Annotated in this window: 16 protein-coding genes; 10 read left to right on the forward strand and 6 right to left on the reverse strand. The window is 51.9% G+C overall.

Annotated features, from left to right (window positions below; genetic code table 11):
* Positions 1 to 66: 66 nt before the first annotated feature.
* Positions 67 to 1482 (forward strand): dihydrolipoyl dehydrogenase, encoded by a 1416-nt coding sequence (gene lpdA, locus ACW73I_RS03010; RefSeq protein ID WP_458027728.1) that lies wholly within the window; start codon positions 67 to 69, stop codon positions 1480 to 1482.
* Positions 1483 to 1551: 69 nt separating this feature from the next.
* On the opposite strand, the gene ACW73I_RS03015 is transcribed toward lpdA, so the two are convergent.
* Positions 1552 to 2202, reverse strand: coding sequence for a glutathione S-transferase family protein (locus ACW73I_RS03015; RefSeq protein WP_458027729.1), 651 nt, complete (start codon positions 2200 to 2202; stop codon positions 1552 to 1554).
* A 110-nt stretch (positions 2203 to 2312) separates the two neighbouring features.
* Here ACW73I_RS03015 and ACW73I_RS03020 point away from each other — a divergent pair, with 110 nt between their 5' ends.
* Positions 2313 to 2909, forward strand: coding sequence for a TetR/AcrR family transcriptional regulator (locus ACW73I_RS03020; RefSeq protein WP_458027730.1), 597 nt, complete (start codon positions 2313 to 2315; stop codon positions 2907 to 2909).
* A 42-nt stretch (positions 2910 to 2951) separates the two neighbouring features.
* Positions 2952 to 3428, forward strand: coding sequence for an MEKHLA domain-containing protein (locus tag ACW73I_RS03025; protein WP_458027731.1), 477 nt, complete (start codon positions 2952 to 2954; stop codon positions 3426 to 3428).
* 447 nt (positions 3429 to 3875) lie between these two features.
* Here ACW73I_RS03025 and ACW73I_RS03030 read toward each other — a convergent pair whose 3' ends face one another.
* Together ACW73I_RS03030 and ACW73I_RS03035 are read right to left on the reverse strand one after the other, a co-directional pair.
* Entirely contained in the window at positions 3876 to 5135 is a 1260-nt protein-coding gene (locus ACW73I_RS03030; RefSeq protein ID WP_458027732.1) for a DUF3570 domain-containing protein, read from the reverse strand.
* A complete protein-coding gene (locus tag ACW73I_RS03035) occupies positions 5122 to 5337 on the reverse strand; it encodes a DUF4266 domain-containing protein (RefSeq protein WP_458027733.1) in 216 nt (71 codons plus the stop codon). The genes ACW73I_RS03030 and ACW73I_RS03035 overlap by 14 nt, the downstream gene beginning before the upstream one ends.
* 913 nt (positions 5338 to 6250) lie before the next feature.
* On the opposite strand from ACW73I_RS03035, the gene ACW73I_RS03040 reads away from it, so the two are divergent.
* From ACW73I_RS03040 to ACW73I_RS03070, 7 genes are all read left to right on the forward strand, one after another.
* Positions 6251 to 7159 (forward strand): FAD:protein FMN transferase, encoded by a 909-nt coding sequence (locus ACW73I_RS03040; protein WP_458027734.1) that lies wholly within the window; start codon positions 6251 to 6253, stop codon positions 7157 to 7159.
* A gap of 270 nt (positions 7160 to 7429) precedes the next feature.
* Positions 7430 to 10384, forward strand: a complete 2955-nt coding sequence (locus tag ACW73I_RS03045) for a CheR family methyltransferase (protein WP_458027735.1) — start codon at positions 7430 to 7432, stop codon at positions 10382 to 10384.
* Positions 10381 to 12228, forward strand: a complete 1848-nt coding sequence (locus tag ACW73I_RS03050; protein WP_458027736.1) for a PAS domain-containing sensor histidine kinase — start codon at positions 10381 to 10383, stop codon at positions 12226 to 12228. The genes ACW73I_RS03045 and ACW73I_RS03050 overlap by 4 nt, the downstream gene beginning before the upstream one ends.
* A complete protein-coding gene (locus ACW73I_RS03055) occupies positions 12209 to 12847 on the forward strand; it encodes a response regulator transcription factor (protein WP_458027737.1) in 639 nt (212 codons plus the stop codon). The genes ACW73I_RS03050 and ACW73I_RS03055 overlap by 20 nt, the downstream gene beginning before the upstream one ends.
* A 686-nt stretch (positions 12848 to 13533) precedes the next feature.
* Positions 13534 to 14127, forward strand: coding sequence for a hypothetical protein (locus ACW73I_RS03060; protein WP_458027738.1), 594 nt, complete (start codon positions 13534 to 13536; stop codon positions 14125 to 14127).
* A 358-nt stretch (positions 14128 to 14485) separates the two neighbouring features.
* On the forward strand, positions 14486 to 15445 hold the full coding sequence (locus ACW73I_RS03065; protein WP_458027739.1) for a thiamine pyrophosphate-dependent dehydrogenase E1 component subunit alpha: 960 nt from the start codon (positions 14486 to 14488) through the stop codon (positions 15443 to 15445).
* A gap of 11 nt (positions 15446 to 15456) precedes the next feature.
* The gene (locus ACW73I_RS03070) at positions 15457 to 16416 is read left to right on the forward strand and encodes an alpha-ketoacid dehydrogenase subunit beta (RefSeq protein WP_458027740.1); all 960 of its coding nucleotides are present in this window, start codon (positions 15457 to 15459) and stop codon (positions 16414 to 16416) included.
* Positions 16417 to 16611: 195 nt separating this feature from the next.
* Here the strand turns inward: ACW73I_RS03070 and ACW73I_RS03075 are convergent, their stop codons facing one another.
* The 3 genes from ACW73I_RS03075 to ACW73I_RS03085 all read right to left on the reverse strand — a co-directional run bounded on the left by ACW73I_RS03075 (position 16612) and on the right by ACW73I_RS03085 (position 18956).
* Positions 16612 to 16998: a cytochrome-c oxidase gene (locus ACW73I_RS03075; RefSeq protein WP_458027741.1), complete on the reverse strand. Its 387-nt coding sequence runs from the start codon at positions 16996 to 16998 to the stop codon at positions 16612 to 16614.
* Between the two features lie 123 nt (positions 16999 to 17121).
* Positions 17122 to 18471: a GAF domain-containing protein gene (locus ACW73I_RS03080; RefSeq protein WP_458027742.1), complete on the reverse strand. Its 1350-nt coding sequence runs from the start codon at positions 18469 to 18471 to the stop codon at positions 17122 to 17124.
* Complete coding sequence (locus tag ACW73I_RS03085; protein WP_458027743.1) at positions 18459 to 18956, reverse strand: hypothetical protein; 498 nt, start codon at positions 18954 to 18956, stop codon at positions 18459 to 18461. The genes ACW73I_RS03080 and ACW73I_RS03085 overlap by 13 nt, the downstream gene beginning before the upstream one ends.
* Between the last annotated feature and the right edge of the window lie 656 nt (positions 18957 to 19612).

Below are 19612 nucleotides of genomic sequence, written 5' to 3' on the forward strand. Positions count from 1 at the left end.
GGCGACTCAGTTGCCGGGGCGTGTTGTGTTTGTTCCGGCTCATACGATTTTTGGGAGTTAAAGGATATGAACAATTCAGTCACACACGTCGAAGTCTTGGTATTGGGAGGCGGTCCCGGCGGTTACACCGCTGCGTTCCGGGCGGCCGACTTAGGTAAACAAGTGGTCTTGGTCGAGCGGCATCCGGTACTGGGTGGTGTCTGTTTAAACGTAGGCTGTATCCCATCCAAGGCTTTGTTACATGTTGCGCAAATCATTCATGAAGCGGATGCGATGGCGGAACACGGCGTTAGTTTCGGCAAACCCGAAGTCGATTTGGAAAAGGTTAGAAGCTGGAAAGAAAGCGTCACTAAGACCTTGAATCAAGGCTTGGCAAAATTGGCCAAGCAACGCAAAGTCGCTGTGATTCACGGTACCGGCAAATTTGCATCGGCCAATAGTTTGGTGATAGATGGCGAAGAAGGTCCGCAAACCATTACTTTCGACCATGCCATCATTGCGGCAGGCTCTCAACCGACCAAAATCCCGGGTTTTCCGCACGACGATCCGCGGGTTTGGGATTCTACCGATGCATTGGCGTTGACATCGGTACCGGAAAAATTGTTGATCGTCGGCGGCGGTATTATCGGTCTGGAAATGGCGACGGTTTACCACGCCCTGGGCTCGAAAATCAGCGTGGTCGAGTTGATGGATCAAATCATTCCCGGCTGCGACAAAGATTTGGTGACGCCGCTGCAACGCAAAATTAAAAAGCAGTACGAAAATCTGTGGTTGAAAACCAGCGTCAAATCGATGGAGCCGCTCGATGCCGGTATCAAGGTCACGATGGAAGGCAAAGACGCACCGGAATCCGAGACTTTTGACGCAGTGCTTGTGGCGGTCGGCCGTCGTCCGAACGGCAAATTGATAGATGCCGAAAAAGCCGGCGTAAGCGTCGACGAGCGAGGCTTCATCCCTGTCGACAAGCAAGGCCGTACCAACGTCGGCCATATTTTTGCGATAGGCGATATCGTCGGAAATCCGATGCTGGCGCATAAAGCCACCCATGAAGGCAAAATCGCCGCGGAAACCATTGCCGGTCACAAAGCCGGTTTCGATGCTTTGACTATTCCATCGGTGGCTTATACCGACCCGGAAGTGGCGTGGATGGGGTTAAGCGAAACTCAAGCCAAAGAACAGGGCGTGGAGTTCGAAAAAGCCGCCTTCCCATGGGCCGCATCCGGTCGTTCATTGGCCTTGGGCCGTAACGAAGGCTTGACCAAAATCCTGACCGACAAGGCGTCCGGCCGAATTATCGGCGCCGGTTTTACCGGTCCGGGCGCCGGCGAATTGGTTGCTGAAGCAGTGCTGGCGCTGGAAATGGGCGCCGACGCCACCGATATCAGCCTGAGCATACATCCGCATCCGACCTTGTCGGAAACGTTTGCATTCGCGGCCGAGATGATAGACGGCACGATTACGGATCTGTATGTGAAGAAATAGTCAAGATTCCCTGGCTATCGACCGGCGAAAGAACGGCCGAACCGATTTTAGGCGGTTCGGCCCGGTTTTTTACCGATTTTTAAAAAACGCTTCCAATGCCGCGGCCCTGTCCTTGGCGACCTGCTGCGCATAGGGTCTGCTCTCGATGGTATCCATATAGCTCGCTATGCCGGGTATGTGTTCCGCAACCAAATTTTGCCCGTAAATCTGCTGGGTAGCGAACGAAACCAATTGCAAATGCGGCCAGGCCACGATGTCGGCTGCGGTAAAATGTTCGCCGAGTGCATAGGGCGATAGTTTCATCAAACGGGCCAAGCCCGTCAGACCGGCTTCAACCTTGGTTTTGACTTCATCTTTTGTTTCTTGAGATACCTTACCGCCGAAGATGGCTTCGCTGTAAATCCTTCGAGCAATCAGTTCGACGTTTAATTCGATGTGCTGAATGAATTCCCGGCATTTAGCGCGTTCGAATGCGTCGCTTGGGTAAAGCGGATGTTCGGGATATTGCTCTTCCAGATATTCCAATATCGCTTGCGATTCCGACAAATAGCCTTCTTCCGTTTTGATGAAAGGGATTTTACCCAGCGGAGAGCGTTTCAGCACCGCGTCGGATTGACCGGGAGGCAGCGCTTCTTCGACGAAACGGATATTCTTTTCAAACAGCGCGAACTTGACTTTGTTGTAATAGTTGCTGATGGCAACGCCGTACAGTGTAATCATGATCTTATCTCCGATGGCTAATAAATTGACGAACTATACAGACCAGTCTGTATGTTGAAATAATACATACCGGTCTGTATAGTTGCAAATTATTTTTAGCCTTCAACCGAATGTCACGAAACCTAGAAGCGCATATATTGGACGTAGCCTCGGATTTGTTTTACCGTCACGGCATCAAAAATACCGGTGTCGATACGATAGTCAAGGCCGCAGGCACGACTAAAATGAGTCTGTATAAATATTATCCTTCCAAGGACGATTTAATTTTGGCGCATTTGCGAAAAAGCCGGGAAGCGGTTCGGCAGCGCCTTATGCAAGGTATTGAAAAACACGCCGAGCCTAAACATAAGATCCTGGCGATTTTCGACGTTTTTACCGATATTCAAGCCAAGCCGACATTTCGCGGTTGCCCGTTTCTGAATGCGGCCGCCGAATTCGCCGATGAAGGCGGGCCGGTACAGCAGGCGGCAGCCGACTACACCGAGTCGTTTCGGAAACTGATCGCCGACCTGGCCCGTCAAGCCGGCATCGAAAAGGCGGATCAGCTGGCCGGCCAACTGGCTTTGCTGGTTGTCGGTGCGATGGCCGCGGAGCAAATGCAAAAGGGTTTGGGGGCGATGATCACCGCCCGTAAGGCGGGCGAAATTCTAATCGCAGCCTCCCAGGCGGAAGGCGGAAACCCGGCCGGTAAAGCTTGCGCCGATTAGCCCCGCGAAACTGCCACGATGACCGGACAAATCGAATCGCCCATGAATTTGCAGCAAGCGCCCTGTCCTGCCAACGGATACCACCAAAGTCACGCGGCCTTATTGCTCGAAAGTTATCAACGTCTGCTGAAACGCCCGCTATTTGAAGCATCAAGCGGGCGCATGTTGGGGCAGGAGGTATTTTGCGCGGAATTTGCATTATTGTCCCACGATACGAAAAGCGATCCGTTATTCAATTATGCAAACAAAACCGCGCTGGATTTGTTTGAGTTGTCATGGCCGGAGCTGATTCGTATGCCATCCCGTCTTTCGGCCGAGCCAATCAATCAAGAAGCGCGCGAGCGGTCCATGGCCGAGGTATTGAAAGTAGGTTACCTGGAGAATTATTCAGGGGTGCGTGTATCAAAGAGCGGTAAGCGCTTTTTGATACAAAACGCAGTCATCTGGAATGTCTACGACGAGCAGGGCGGCTATCACGGCCAAGCGGCCTGGTTCAAGGACTGGATTTGCCTGGGTTAAGACCGGATCGGTTCCGATCATGGGGCACGACTTCTTGGGATATCGTCCGAAATAACTTCCCGATATGGCAATAGTCACCGGGGACGTACCGAGTGAGGATGTCGGCAGCAAGGAAAGGACGCTGCCGTCAAGCCCCATGGAAGGGTTCACGGCGTATGCCCCAGGGTTCGCACCGGCAAAACGGGAAGTTGTTTTTGGCCAAATCCTTGGCATCATCCAGCCATTACTTATTACCGGCCGGCAAATTAACTGCTTCGCAAACCGTCGACTTGGATTAACTGTTCGTCCCCACGCACTGAATGCCGGCAACCCATGCCGGAACCACAAGCACAATTGACGGCAGGACTTTCTGCTAGGTGCTTATCGCGTGGTTTAAGGCGATATTCAAGTAAATGATTAAAATTGAACCTAGGTTAATATTATCAGGGTATAACTGAATTTTGATGGCTAAAATTTTATACTTATCGTGCTATTGAATAAAATATAATCAAAGTCCGTAATATCAGAACCTTGTTGTCCTCCCAATTTCAAATCGGCCGCATGCGAAGTGTATTCAAAACCGGCTTCGAATATAATATTTTGAGCAAGCCGGCTAACGTTTTGCCATTCCCGGCCAAGCCTAAGTCCTCCGCTTAAATTGCCGAAATTAGCTAAACGGTAATCACTGGAATAAAAGCCGTCCGCCCGCGGTGCCGAATAATAATATTGAAAAAATTCGGCATTCGTTTGAGAGTAATAACGTAAACGGGGTACAAGCATCCAGCCGCTGCCTAAGGGTTGACGATAAGCGGCCTCAAAGGTATGCGAAGAAATATCCCAGTTATCGATAAAATAGCGGTAATCAAGATGAACCGACGCATCTAATAAGGAAACATATTGGACCATACCGACAGATACAGACCATTGATTTCGGGTATCCGGACGATTTTCATAATAGACTTGATCGAATCCGCCATTCTGCAGAGTGGTGTGGCTGTTTAAACCCTGAATAAAGACTTTCTTATACGGGTTGGATAGAAAGCCAGCGCCGTGCATAAATTCCGTACTGATTTGTAATAACGTTTGTTTGCTTAAGATCTGAGTGATACCCGTCTGGAGGTAATAATCCGATTTGTCTTCTTTGATGTCGCGCGTTACCGGCTTGACCCGATCAAAATTTTGCCCGAAACCGAAGGATAGGGTCGTCATTTTGCTGTTGAATTCCCGATCGGCTCCGAGCTTGTAGCCATAGGACAGAAAATCCGGTTCGTCGGAACGGCTAAATTGGGCGTGCAGCCCTATGTCGTTGACAAAGAAATCGTATCCCAAATTAAAAGCATAACGGGTTTCCACCATCGATGCGCCTGTCATTACCTGCACCGCGCGTTGCCCGTCTTCGACAGGCCGACTATTGACGCCGTTAATACCCGATGCGCCGGTCGTCATCTCGGCTACCGAATACGGCATGGTCAAAACCGGCGTCGCGCCCGACCAAGTGTCGGTCGTAAAAGCGCCGGCAATTTGTGATGATTCCGAAAGCGTTGCGGTAGAAAAGCCTTGAAAAAGATCGACGGAAACCCTGCCGTCGCTTTCCTGATAATGACCGTATTGCAGGTCGAGTAAAACATTGTCGTTAAGCGGCTTTGCGGCGACCTTAAGCGCTACGCCCGGTAACGCCAGGGCCGATGCGGTCAGCGCTTGTAGCACTCTGGATTTAGTTGCAGCCACAACCTCCCCCTCCGCCGGTATGCCCACCCAACGACGCTTCTTTGCTGGCTTGCACGTGGTGACGTAGCGCGGCTTCCGCGGGAGAAGTTTGTAACGCCATATGAGGTTTGGCCAGGATGCCGCGTTCCCACGGCTTGATGGCGGGTGTGCAACCGCTTAGCAGGGCGATCGCCAGAAATGAAAACGGTAAGCGACTATTCATTTAACAAAACTGAGTTAACCGGGAGCCTTTGATGTTTGTTAGTGCCGTGAACACCACGGCGCATTTTTCGGATCAGGGCTTTTTTTCGTGCGGACCATTTTTATCGAGGCGCTCCCCGGCGGACTGGGGCGGAAGAAAATAAATGCCGGAGAATAATATAAGCAACTTTATATATCATAAAATCATTATTTATTTAATTAGAATGGGTTAGTAATAGAAGGCGGCATTGATTATATTGCTGTTCGTAAATATCAATGTTTGTAACAAAAAATCAAAATAAATGTAAGAGAATTCTGACAACTTTAGTAATAATAGATAATAAATAGGTTATATGGCGCATTGTTCTAAATCATTTAACATAGATTAATTAAAAACAGCCATAATCAGATTTTAGTTATATTTCCATATTAATGTATTGCTATTCATTTGAATTTCATGTGATTGGAAAACCAATTAATTTATAAACGTTGTTTCATTACCGATCAGCTAATTCCGGTTTAAAAACCGGGTAAAAACGAATCAACCGATCAGGTCCGATATTTTTGATATACAACCGAGGATGTGTAATGAAAAAAGTCCAAGAATTGTCTTTGAAACTTGAAGACCGGGAACAGCGTATTGCACCTCATCTTGTAAGTAAAAAGCCGGCTGACATTAACCGGTCGTCCATCAGCATCTGATTTCGGCAATCCATGCCGGAATGACGGGCGCAATTTTCCGCCAGGCGCTCAATCGCTCCGGCCGAACCAGCACATGACCGGGGTGTTGAAGCATTTCACACGGAACGGGTTCCGGCTGAAGTCGCTTCAAACCTTAACCTTTCTTAGAGCCGTTGTTATAGCGCCTTCCCGCCGGTAGGATACATACTCGATTTTTTAAAGAACTGTTTGTTTCATATTTTTCGTCCTATGCCATGTTGAAACTTTTCCGCCATGCTTTCGCTGCGATGGGATCGCCGTGCGAGATTCAAATATATGCCGATACGGGCGGACACCATGCCCGCAAGGTGATCGATACGGTATTGCATGACTTGAACCGCTTAGAGGCCCGGTATTCGCGCTATCGTTCCGATAGCTTTCTAAGCCAAATCAATCAGGTTGCCAAAATCGGAGGCAATATAGAAGTCGACCCAGAAACGGCCAGTTTGTTGAATTATGCGGAAACCTGCTTCGTTCAAAGCGAAGGTTTGTTTGATATTACGTCCGGTCTGTTACGTAAGGTGTGGCGTTTTGATATCGCTTTATTGCCGGACGATCGGGAAATACAGCAGTTATTAAATTGTGTCGGGTGGAACAAACTGCATTGGAAAGCGCCGGTGCTGAGCTTTCTCCAACCGGGGATGGAGCTGGATTTCGGCGGCATCGTTAAGGAATATGCGGCCGACCGGGCAGCGGCGCTATGTCTGGAAGCGGGTATTCGGCATGGCTCGATCAACCTAGGCGGCGATATAAAGATCATAGGCCCGCATCCTGACGGCTCTCCGTGGAAAGTGGGCATCCGCCATCCAAGACGGAAAGGCGGACTGTTGGATAGCTGGTTGTTGCATCAGGGAGGTTTGACCAGCAGCGGCGACTACGAGCGTTGCATTGTCGTGGAAGGGCGGCGCTACGGGCATGTGCTTAATCCGAAAACCGGATGGCCGGTAAAACATTTGGCGTCGGTGAGCGTGGCCGCGGACTTTTGCGTGGTTGCCGGCAGCGCTTCGACGATAGCGATGTTGAAGGAAGCGGATGGGCCGGCTTGGTTGGAGAGTTTGGGTTTGCGTCACTTGTGGGTCGACGTCGATGGAAACATCGGCGGAACGCAATTTACAGCGGCCTAAGTTTCGCGGCTCTATCCCTTTGCCGGCGCATCGATTAAGCGCGTCCGCTTTTCCGGGGCTCGCACAACGCCATACCCGCTTGTGATTACTCGGTTGCGCACGCACGCGCGGCAGGCTGTGCATAACCGTTGATCGGGTACGAAGCGGCGCTAAAAAGGCTTTGCGCCAAGCCGGTGAGCTCATGTATTGTTTGTTTCATTCGATGGAAAGTTTTCGCCATAATACCGGCTGGCCGGCTCTGGAAGGGCTTAAAGAATGGGGGGGCAGGCATTGAAAAACCGAGACGCAAAATCCGAAAAAAACGTTAACCCGAACGATACCACCGAGACACTGACACCGGTGGTCGGCATAGGCGCGTCCGCCGGAGGCCTGGAAGCACTGGAAGCCTTGTTTGCCAATTTACCCGCCGATACCGGTTTGGCCTTTATCGTGGTGACCCATCAGTTGCCCGGTCATATCAGCCTGCTGCCGGAATTGTTGGAAAACTATACCCGGATGCCGGTGGTGATTGCCGAAGACGGCATGCCGCTGCAAGCGGATCAGGTTTTCGTCTGCCCGGCCGGGAAAAATCTGGCCTTGCTGCACCGCAGACTGCACTTAATGGAACCGGGCGAATACAATGCGAACAATCTGCCTATCGACTATTTTCTTCGGTCACTGGCTGAGGACATTCAGGGTTTAAGTATCGGCATCATTCTGTCGGGTACCGGCACCGACGGCACCTTGGGCCTTAAAGCCGTCAAAGGCGTATCTGGCATGACCATGGTGCAGGAGCCCAATACCGCTAAATTCGACGGCATGCCCAGCAGCGCTCTATTGCAGGGAGACGTCGACTTTGTATTGCCCGCGGAACAACTGGGGCATCAGTTGATTAAATACGCCAAAGGAGATTATTTAAAAGGCATGCAATTCGCAGAGGCTGAGAACGGAGTTGATGCGGAGAGCATTCAAAAAATTTTCGTGCTGTTGCGCAATCGAACCGGCAACGATTTTTCCGCCTACAAGCCCACGACGATCAAGCGCCGCATAGCCCGGCGCATGAACATCCATCAAATTAAAAATGCGCCTACTTATGTACGGTTTCTGCAGGAGAATCCGGTCGAGATCGATAAACTGTTCAAGGAGTTGCTGATCAACGTCACCAACTTTTTCCGCGACCAGGAGGCCTTTGACGCGTTGCTGGATAACGCCTTGCCGAAATTGCTGCAAGACAAACCGGACAATTACGAATTCCGGATTTGGGTGGTCGGCTGTGCCAGCGGCGAAGAAGCTTACTCGCTGGCGATCTTGTTTAAGGAAGCCATAGAAAATGCCGGCAAGGCTTTCAATTTTCAGATATTTGCGACAGACCTGGACCAATCGTCCATCAACCGGGCCCGATACGGAACTTACCCGGCCGGCATTGCCGCCGACGTGTCGCCGCAGCGCCTGGAACGTTTCTTCACGCTGATCGACAACCAATATCGCGTCAATCAGAGTCTTCGGGATCGGGTAATCTTCGCGACTCAAAATGTGATTCAGGATCCGCCCTTTACCCATATCGATTTGATCAGCTGCCGAAACCTGCTGATTTATTTGGGCTCGGAATTGCAAAGAACCATCTTTCCGCACCTTTTTTACGCCCTAAACCCGGATGGTATGTTGTTTCTGGGGTCGTCGGAATCGCTCGGTCAGTTTGGCGAACGCTTCTCGGCGATCGACGCCAAATGGAAAATCTATCGGAAAAAACCGGGCCCCCCCGTAAAACTTCCTTTTAAAGTCAGTAGCCTGCCGACGAGCATCGATGAGATGCTCGCAGTGCCGTTTAAGTCGCTGAGCGGCGAATTTCAGCCCGGCAATATCGCCCGGCAAATTGAACGCCTATTGCTGGACCGCTATGCGCCTGCCAGTGTCATTATTAACGAGCACGGCAAGATTATTTATATTCACGGCCGCACCGGTAACTACCTGGAGCCGGCCAGCGGCCAGCCGAACTGGAGTATTCTGGAGATGGCTCGGGAAGGCCTGCACATGCCGCTTTTAACGGCATTGAACAAAGCCACAAAGACCGGCCTCACCGAAGAAATCGTCGCTACCGGGCTGCAAGTCAAAACCAACGGCAATTTCGAAACCATAGACATGACCTTTTGCAAGATCAACGAACCCGAACCCTTGCGGGATTTGTATCTGGTGGCTTTTCACCCGCAGGCGGCGAAACCGGAGCCGCATCCGGCCCCGGTCAAGAAAGACAAGGTTTCGTCGGTAAGCAATAAAGACAAGGAAAAAGAACAGCTTGAACAGGAGCTGTTCTTTACCAAGGAGTCGCTGCGGGCGACCATAGAGCAACTGCAAACCTCCAACGAAGAAATCAAGTCGTCCAACGAAGAGCTGCAATCCACCAATGAGGAATTGCAAAGCTCCAACGAAGAGCTGGAAACTTCCAAGGAGGAAATGCAGTCCCTGAACGAAGAGCTGAATGCGGTCAACAGCGAATTACACATCAAGGTGGAACAGCTGTCCGTCATCAATGACGACATGCAAAATCTGATGAACAGCACCGACATCGCCACCATCTTTTTGGACAACCAATTGAAAATAAAGCGCTTTACCCAACAGGCCCAAAGCATAGTCAAAGTGATCGACAGCGATATCGGCAGATCGTTGGCCGATTTGGTGTCCGTGTTGAAATACGATCATTTGATCGACGATGCCAAGGCGGTGCTGCGAACCCTGGTTCGTAAAGATACCGAGGTAGAAACCTTGGCAGGCGATTGGTATTTGCTGCGCATCCTGCCGTACCGCACCGCGGAAAACATGATAGACGGCCTGGTGATCACCTTTGTGGACATCACCCGGCTGAAAAAAGCCGAGCAAACCGCCCACGCCGCCTACCTTACCACCGCGATCGTCAACAGCATCAATCAGCCCTTGATAGTGCTGGACGATGCATTGCGGGTACTTACCGTCAACAGGGCCTACGGGCAGACCTTTAACTGCAGCCCTGAGCAAGTAAGCGGAAAAGCCTTCTTCGATATTCACCAGGCGGCCTGGCGTTCCGACGGGTTGCGCGACCATTTAATCCGATTATTGGCCGATAAACAGGCATTTGACTGTTTCGGCCATGACGCGGCGTTTCCCGGGGCAGGCAAAAAGCGCTTGCTCATAAACGGGTGCATATTGAAACAGTTGCCCAATAGCCCGGAATCGATCTTGTTGGCTATAGGCAATGCTGCGACGCGGTCATGAGCAACCACGCTGACCGCCTCCGCAGGCAGGCCGAAGCCAGGCTGAGTAAGACCGCCACGGATGTCGGCAAAATGCCTAAAGACAGCCTGCAACAACTGCTATACGAATTTCAGGTTCATCAGATAGAACTGGAATTGCAGAATCAGGAGCTGAAAATCGCGCAGCAGGAATTGCAGCTGTCCCGCGACCACTATGCGCACTTGTACCAGTCCGCACCTATCGGTTACCTGACATTGAACGACAGCGGCCGCATCCTGATGGCCAATCCGGCTGCCACACGATTGCTCGGAGCCGACCCGGCCGAATTGATCGACAAACAATTGGGGCATTTTATTCACGCCGAGGATCAGGACGCTTATTATTTTTTTCTGCAGGATATTTTGCACCAGCATACGGAACGAGTGGCGACGATTCGGCTAAAAGCCCCCGAGGCGAGACCTGCCGAGCTGAATTGTCGGGGCTTTCGAGAATGCGAATGCACGCCGGATAGCTGCGCGTTCAAGGAAATCTTCCGTTACATGGAGTTCCGCGGCGCTTTGCTCGGGATAGAAAATAACCAAATGCTTATCCTTCTGTCCTTCCACGACATCTCCGGAGCCAAAAAAAACCAGGAGGTGATCGCTTGTTTAAATGCGAAGCTGGAGCAACAGGTTTCCGAGCAAAACCTTGCGCTGAGCGAGACTAACCGGGAATTACGCGAAACCATCGTTCAGCTGAAGCTTGCCAAACGACAGCTGAAGGAACGCGAGGCCAAGCTCAATGCCATCTTTAATGCCACCGTGGAAGGCATTATCACCATGGATATGGATACGACCATTGTCTCGGTTAACAGGACGGTGGAAACCATTTTCGGTTATACCGAATCGGAGTTGATAAATTGCGGCATCGACCGGCTGATCATGTTAAAACATCGCGAACACCACGCCGGTTTTCGGCTGTTCAAGTTTATCGGCCAAATCAGGGAGGTCACCGGTAAGCACAAAGACGGCAGCTTGATACCTTTGGAGCTTTCCGCCGCCCAATTTGTTCTGGAAGAGACGAAGTACCTCGCCGTGATCGTGCGCGACATCAGCGAACGTAAATTACAGGAACAGCGCGATCAGCTTCATTTGGACGAGCTGGCGCATGTTACCAGGCTGGGCCTGATGGGCGAATTGGCGTCCGGCATCGCCCACGAAGTCAATCAACCGTTGACCGCCATTGTCAATTACTCCAATGCCTGCCTGAATTTGTTGCGGCACCCCGATTACGACAAGGCGCAACTGCAAGACATCTTGAGCAAATCCAGCCAGCAGGCTTTAAAAGCCGGCCAGATCGTACATCGGATGCGGGATTTGACTAAGGCCGGAGAGATTCAGCGCGCGGCCATCGAAATTAACCGCTTGGTCGGCGATGCATTGGAATTGTGCGCATGGGACATCAGGCAGCGCAGCATCAAAGTGCATGTGCAGTTGGCGAAACATCTGCCGATACTTTGCGCCGATTCGATTCAGATCGAGCAGGTTCTTTTAAATTTGATTAAGAACGGTATGGATGCCTTGCGTCATGTTCCGATATCCAAACCGCGCAAATTGAGCATACAGACGCATTCCACGCACAATGGAGCGATTGAGGTGAGGGTCAAGGACAATGGGCCGGGAATCGACGAGACGGCGCGAGACAAAATTTTAACGCCTTTTTACACGACCAAATCCAGCGGCATGGGCATGGGTTTGTCCATTTGCCGCTCCATTGTTGAAGCGCACGGCGGCACCCTGCGCTTTAACGGCCTGCCCGGAAAGGGGGCGACGTTCTATTTTACTTTGCCGATTGGAGGACAAAACGATGGAAACCAATCCTTTTGAAGCTTCCGTATATCTGGTGGATGATGAGTTTCCCGTGCGGGATTCGCTGACCGTGTTGCTCGAGTCGGCGGGGTGGTCGATCAAAAGCTTTGACTGCGCACGCGCATTTTTAGCCGATTACGATGCCGAAAAACCGGGGTGCCTGATCCTTGACGTCAGAATGCCCGAAATGAGCGGACTTGAGTTGCAGGAGGAATTATTAAAAAAGGGCATTAACATACCGATTATCTTTATCAGCGGCAATGCCGATGTTCCGGATTCGGCGAAAGCGTTCAGAGCCGGTGCGGTGGATTTTTTGGTGAAACCGTTTGACGACAAAGTCATGCTGGAACGGATAGACGAAGCGATAAAAAAAGATATTGCCGAGAGAAAGGAACTGTCTGAAAAACGGCGAATATTACAATGCCTGGAACGTCTGACCTCGCGTGAAATCGAGGTGTTGAGGCTGATTATACATAGCCACAGCAACAAGGCCGCCGCAAAAGTTTTACAGATCAGTCCGCGCACGGTAGAAGCGCATAGAACGAAAGTCATGGAAAAAATGCAAGTCGGCGATATTACCGCGCTGGTAAACTTGCTTGCGAAACATAATCTGCTCGGGATGGAGTCGTTTCTTTAAAAATACCGCCGTTCGGTTCGCTGCGGGAGGTGGCCACGCATTGGAATAAACCGGCTTGTCGGGGGCTTTTCCAATTACACCGATATCGGCTCCGCAATTGCGATGCCGGCCATAGGCAGCGAATGCGCGCGAATAATTTCAAGACAGGCTAATCCGGCTTCTCAAAACCAGCGTCCGCTTGCATGGGGGCTTGACCGCAGCGTCCTCGCTGCCGACATTCTCACTCGGTACGTCCCTAGTGACTATTGCCATATCGGGAAGTTATTTCGGACGATATCCTTATCAGTTAGGTAATGCTACGAATGGAAAGTATGTCATTTGTCCCGGAAAATAAACCGGCGAAGTTAGTCAGCTTTTGACATTGGTATGTCGTCAAAGACTTTGTTGTAGAAGGTCGTTTATGAAATCCGGATCTGTCGAGAAATGCTTACCGGACCGCGCCAATGCGGCTATGCCTTACGGTAATTCGAATACTGGCGAAGGGGGTTTCCCGGTCAAAACTTCAGTCGGCGCGTTTCAAAAAACTCGATTGCATGGGCTTATTCGCAAGTATGAGCTTGAAGAACCCGTTAGGAGCAAAACAGAAATACCGTCGAAAGACCGCTATCCGGTGCGTTTGGGTCTTCAAGTCACATTGTTTCCCCAGTTACCGCGCCAGCCGAATATAAATGAATGAAGGTGAACCCATGAATCGTGCTTTTAAATACGCCAATACTGTAGATGCCGCTGAATCCGGCTTTCGCCAACCGTTTCGAGTGGTCGGGCGGGAAGATAAAAAAAGGGCGGGCAAGAAGCTTCGCGGCCGCTCGGGTAAAACACTTAACGGTTCCAGTGGCGGTGCGGATGCGCCTGCCGCCTTATCAAAACAATACCGCAATTGGAAGGCAAGCATCAATCCGTTTGAATGTCCGAATGCGTCGGCGTTGGGTAGCATCAAGAACGGCGTGATCGATAACAAAATGGCGATTTTGATTTTGGATGAATCCGGGTATATCAAGCACTGTAATAAAACGAGCGCTCTGTTGCTTGATTGGCAACGCACATATTTGTTATCGCGGCACGTTTCAGACATATTTCCGCAGTTAGCAAAAACATCCTTATTCGAAAATATGCATGTCAATTCCAAGATACGTTTTCTGTCGCGCGTAGGCCATCACTTCGATGCGCACGGCCAGCATGGCGAACGTTTTAAATGCGAATTGTTTTTCAACCATAAGGCGTATGCCGGAGCGGATTATCTGCAATTGATCGTCCACCCGCTGAAATTGACGGCATGTTGACGCCGGCATCATTATCGGCCCGCCGTTTAAGCCGTTCAGCATTAGGGCGTGGTCCGCTATTCCCGCCGGATTAAACAAACCGGGAATCCAGGTTCAGGTTGCCGCGCTCCTTTGCGTCTCGGCGGCCTGCGCTGCTGACTTCGGCCGCGGCTGAACCTGTCTTTCATCGGCCGGGCATCGAGACTCCCGCGGTTTCCAACTTCCGAATTTACTGATTTTTTAAGGAATTCTATGGAATTTTTTACGAAATTCCCTCCAGATATTCTTATAAATTGAGCCTGCCGGTAGGACGCAACAGATTTCATTAGGCCTATTCCAGGCGTTCCGCACTAATCCAGTTAATCGTTAGGAGTAAACAATGGGTATGATTCGTACCGAACGCGATCCCTTGAGCCTCTATCAAAGCATGTTGTTAATCCGCGCCTACGAAGAACGCCTGGCAAAACTTTACGCGGCCGGCAATTTTCCCATGACTTGCTCGGCTCTTGGACAGGAGGCTTCGGGCGTCGGCGTGATTCGTGCGTTAGGGGCAGACGACAGGATTCTAACCAACCACCGCAGTTCGGCACATTTGATTGCGCGCGGCGCCGATCCCGGACGGCTGATTGCGGAGGTTACGGGCAAGGCATCCGGCTATTGCGGAGGTAAAAGCGGCACCTTGCATATTTCGGTCAAAGAGCTGGGAATTCTGCTCACTTCGACCATCGTCGGCGGCGAGCTGTCGATGGCGACGGGTGTGGCCTTATCTCAAAAAATGTTGAACAAAGCCGGCATCGTGGTTTGTTTTTTTGGAGACGGCGCGGCTTGCGAGGGCATTTTCCACGAATCGGTCAATCTTGCCTCGGTCTGGGATCTGCCCATTCTTTACGTCTGCGAAAATAACCAATGGCAAGCCTTCGTGCATAGGCGCGAGACCATGCGCGCCGAACATATCTCCGCGTGGGCAAGCGCTTACGGCATGGCCGGATCGACGGTAGACGGCAATGACGTCCAAGCCGTGCTTAGCGCGGCGATAGACGCGGCCGCGCATGTGCGCGAAACCGGCAGGTCCTATTTGCTCGAAACCTATACCTACCGCCGGAAGGGGCATATTTCTTTCGACGACCAATCCTATGTCGACGCCGACGAATTGGCGCATTGGCGGGCGCTGGACCCACTGCGCCGGATGGAAGCGCAATTATTGGCGACAGAATTAACGGCGGATGATTTGGCGGCCTTGCAAGGCGAAGCCGAAACCGCCGTCGATGCGGCGGTCGCGTTTGCCGAGCAATCGCCTTTTCCCGATTTGGCCGCACTGACGGCCGACGTTTACGCTTAACAGGTGCTCCGATGCCGGAAATCACTTATAACGACGCCATCGTTCAAGCCTTGGCCGAAGAAATGCAACGCGACGGCAGCGTGCTGGTTTTCGGCGAAGGCGTTGCCACCATGCAGCCGCAATTGGTCGAGCGGTTCGGCCCGGAACGCGTGCGCAACACGCCGCTGTCCGAAGCCATTATCGCCGGGACTGCCGTAGGTGCCGCCGCCACGGGCCTGCGGCCGGTGGTCGATATGCTGTATGCGCCTTTTTTGACTTATGCGATGGACGCCATCGTCAACAGCGCCGGCAAGTTGCGTTATCTGTCCGGCGGCCAATTCGAATTTCCTATGGTGGTGCTGGCCAAAACAGGGGCCGGCTGGGGCGTGGGTGCACAGCATACGCATAATTTCGAGGCCTGGTTCGTGCATAGTCCGGGCCTTAAGGTTGCGATGCCGTCCAACGCCGCCGACGCCAAAGGTTTGTTGAAAAGCGCCATTCGCGACGACAATCCGGTCTTGTTCTTTAGCGACATGACCCTGGGATTTAATTCTTGCGAGGCGGCCGCCGGTGACGACGCGTTGGTGCCGCTCGGCAAAGCCGCGGTCGTTCGGACGGGTACGGACGTCACGCTGATTTCCTATTCGAAGAGCGTTTCTACCTGCCTGCAAGCCGCGGCCGAACTGCTTACCCATGGCATAAGCGCCGAAGTCATAGACTTGCGCACGCTGAAACCGTTGGATGTTGAGACGCTGTTTGTTTCCGTGCGAAAAACCGGCCGCGCCGTCGTCGTCCAAGAAGCCGGGCCGCTTTGCGGCATTGCGTCCGAAATCAGCGCGACGCTTTCCGAAAACGCCTTCCGGGCGTTGAAAGCGCCGGTTGTTCGGCTTACCGGCCCGGATGTGCCGACGCCGGCGTCCTATGCGCTGGAACAGGCTTTTGTGCCGGGTGCGCCGGCTGTCGTGGCGGCGGTTCTGCGTTTGCTCGAATGAGGCTCTTGGCTCTGCTTAGCCGGCGTCGCCGCGCGCTAAGGGCATATTCCGTTTCGGATAGAGAAAACAAACGGATGGGTCTATCGGAAAAGACCCTGCGGAAGATCGCCGGGACGAGAGGGAATATGCAATGTAAGCGTTTATTTATATTCCCTCCTAAGCTTCTCCCGCGCCTTTTACTCTAGACGCTTTAAGCTAGGCGTCAGGCGCGTGATCGGCAATGTTCCGGCGAAATACATTGAACAGCAACGCCAGAAAACCCAGCGAAACCACGGTAGAGCCGATACCGGCCAGCGGTTCGCCGATCGGTGGATTGCCGCCGTAAATCAATGCGATACCGACCAAGGCGATCGGCAGGCCAAGGTTATGCAGCCAAAAATGCAGCTTGGCCAGCACGTGGTTGGCGAGCTTGGGGAACAGGTGATAAATAATGCCGGAAATGGCCAGGGAAGCCCAGCCTAACAAATTGGCGTGCGCGTGAGTGTCGCGTTGATCGAACGAGTGGCTGGAAGCCATATAAATCCCCAATAAAACGCCGACAATTAAGTAGACTACGGCCAAGCGGATGAAACTGATTGCCATGAGTGTTGCTCCAAAAAAACCGAAGTCTAACATCTCCCGTGACGCTGGCTTTTTAAGAAAACCGGCAACAAATCTTAAATTTTTCGTAAGAACGGAATCTTTGGCCGGGGGGTTGTATGAGACTCATTCGATTTCTTCTAAAGTCAACGGCTGTTCGACTTGCAGCTTGAACACGCCGCGTCCGGCCTTGTGCAGCGAAATGCCGCATCGACGTTCCTCCAAGCGCCGTTTCAGCAATACCAAACGGGTTTCGAGATTGTCGGCAACATCCGGTAGTTTCAGGTCGGTGAGCAAACGCAGTTCGCGATTACTGAATTGCCGGCGTCCGGTATTTTGGAAACTGTGCAACAAATGCCAAAGAATGGCGCCTGCTAATCCTTTAATCAGGTAGGTATCGTCGATAAACACGCTATGATCGCGATGAAAATGCCGAACGCGCATCGGCTTGCCGGCCTTTTGTTGAAACGGCGCTGCGGAATGTAAACGGCGGCTGCCGCTGTCGCCGGTTTCCGGCAATTGCGAAATCGCATGCGCCCATTGTTCCGCGAGTATCACCAAAGCGTCTTCGTCGTCGTAGCCGAAGCGGCTATCCCGGTCGCTTTCGACATAAAGTACGCCGATTAAGCGGTTTTTGGTTTTGATCGGAACGGCCATTTGGCTACGGCATTCCGGAATGCCGGGCATTGGAATCGCCGTATCGAGCAAAGTCGTCAACCCTATTTGTTGCATGCTGGCGCGAATCGCCTTGCCGTAGCCGTATTCGTTAATCATATGGGCGACACGGATGGGCACCTGCATTTGTCCGGCTATGCCGATTACGCCGTGTCCGAGCGGAATTTCCGAACCTATGCCCGCATTTTCGTAGCCGTAGCTGGCAATTGTGAACAGATTGTCGCGCTCCGCATCGTGCATCAAAATGATGGCGTGCCCGATACCGAACTTTTCCGCTAAGGCCTTTATTAATGTGTCGACCAAGCTGTCCATATCGTCGCAGTCCGTTATGGCCGAAATACTTTGGCGCAGCGCCGGCAGCCAATTGCTGCGCTGATCGACGTTGGACAAACACGGCCCCGGTACGCGTTCGATATCCAACACGCGGTATACGTCCGCGCCCAGTAGGCGAAACACGTTCGCCATGCCGGTATGGGCGGCGATACCGGCCAATTTGGCGCGCATGACTTCGAACAGCGGGCCGGACGTCTCGGTATGCAGATACTGAATGTTCAAGCGGTAAATCGCTGCCGTATGCGGATCCGAGACGCTCAACGTCGCGTAAGGGTGATCCAATATGTTGGTTCGGGTTTTGTTGAAGAATTGGTAGGTCAGCGCTATGTGGTCCGGATCGATGTATTGGACTTGCGACAATAGCGAAATATTGGGCACGCCGTCACCCGAGCATGTGGCGATGGCGCTGGGAATGGCGCCGTCGAAACAATTGCGTAAAGATTCCAGTGTCGTTGTTACGGCTGACATTTGAGGATGCTGCCGGCCAAGGGGCCGGGAGTTTGTTCATAGAACTCCGTGGCTTGGGTAATAATCGCCATGCACTTCTCGGCATACAAAAAATGATCGACGAAATCGCGGCTTAAACCGAAGTCGGCGACTTCCTTAGCGAACTGCGAGCAGGCGCGTTCTATCAGCCGGCGTTCGTCGGCCTCGGCCGTTCTTAGTTTTTCAACACGACATTTGATTTGTATGGTTTGCTCGGTCGATGGCAGGCAAAACACCGCGGCCAAACGAAGATGGGGTTTTAGATCGGCTAGCAGCTTTTTAGCGCTGATTTCGGATACGTATAAGCAAAGTTCTAAATTCGACGCATCAAAACGGCAGGCGAGGCCGCGAGCTAGCGACGGATAGCGTTTATCGCCGCAGACCGCTAGATTGATGGAAACGGGCAAACGCAAAAATTCGGCGATTTGCGCGGGGTTGTTTAGGGATTTGTGGCTTGTGGTTTCCATGAAAACTCAAGGTTCGGAGCATCTTGCTGGTAACAGAGAATCCCGATTTTAAGCCGAATTTTGCGTATGGGGTATGCTTTGCATGTTTAACCCGTTGAATGGGAAGTTGAAAATAATCCATTATTTTCAAAACGTGCTGTTCGGAATGAGAGAACCAAAACCTCCGGTCCCTGTATCCAATACTATGAAACATCCTGCAATCAATAGCTTAGCAGGAGTCTTGACGTGTTTCAATCAGCCGGCTGGCGACGTTTTTATTTCGAATAGTGCACGTTTTGGTGTATGAGGAGTTTCAAGGCGGCCAGCAGTCGATTCAAGTTGACAAATAAACTGGACAGTAAAGGTAAATAAGCGCTCGTTCAAAATGTGATGACGCTGCATTAATGGCGGACCTATATATGTGCCGATGTCGGGAACGCATCCTATTTAGCGCGCCTTAAAATTCCGGTTGTCGGCAGCGCGGAATTCGCCAATTAGGCCTAGTGTTTTGGCCGTTTTAGCCGACAATCCGGTTTTTTCGCTTCGACTAGGGTTTGGCCAAAAACAACTTCCCGTTTTGCCGGTGCGAACCCTGGGGCATACCGAATGAGGAAGGCCGTGAACCCTGGGGGCTTGACGGCAGCGTCCTTGCTGCCGACATCCTCACTCGGTGCCTC

It is taken from the genome of Methylomonas sp. MgM2 (genome assembly GCF_054172045.1).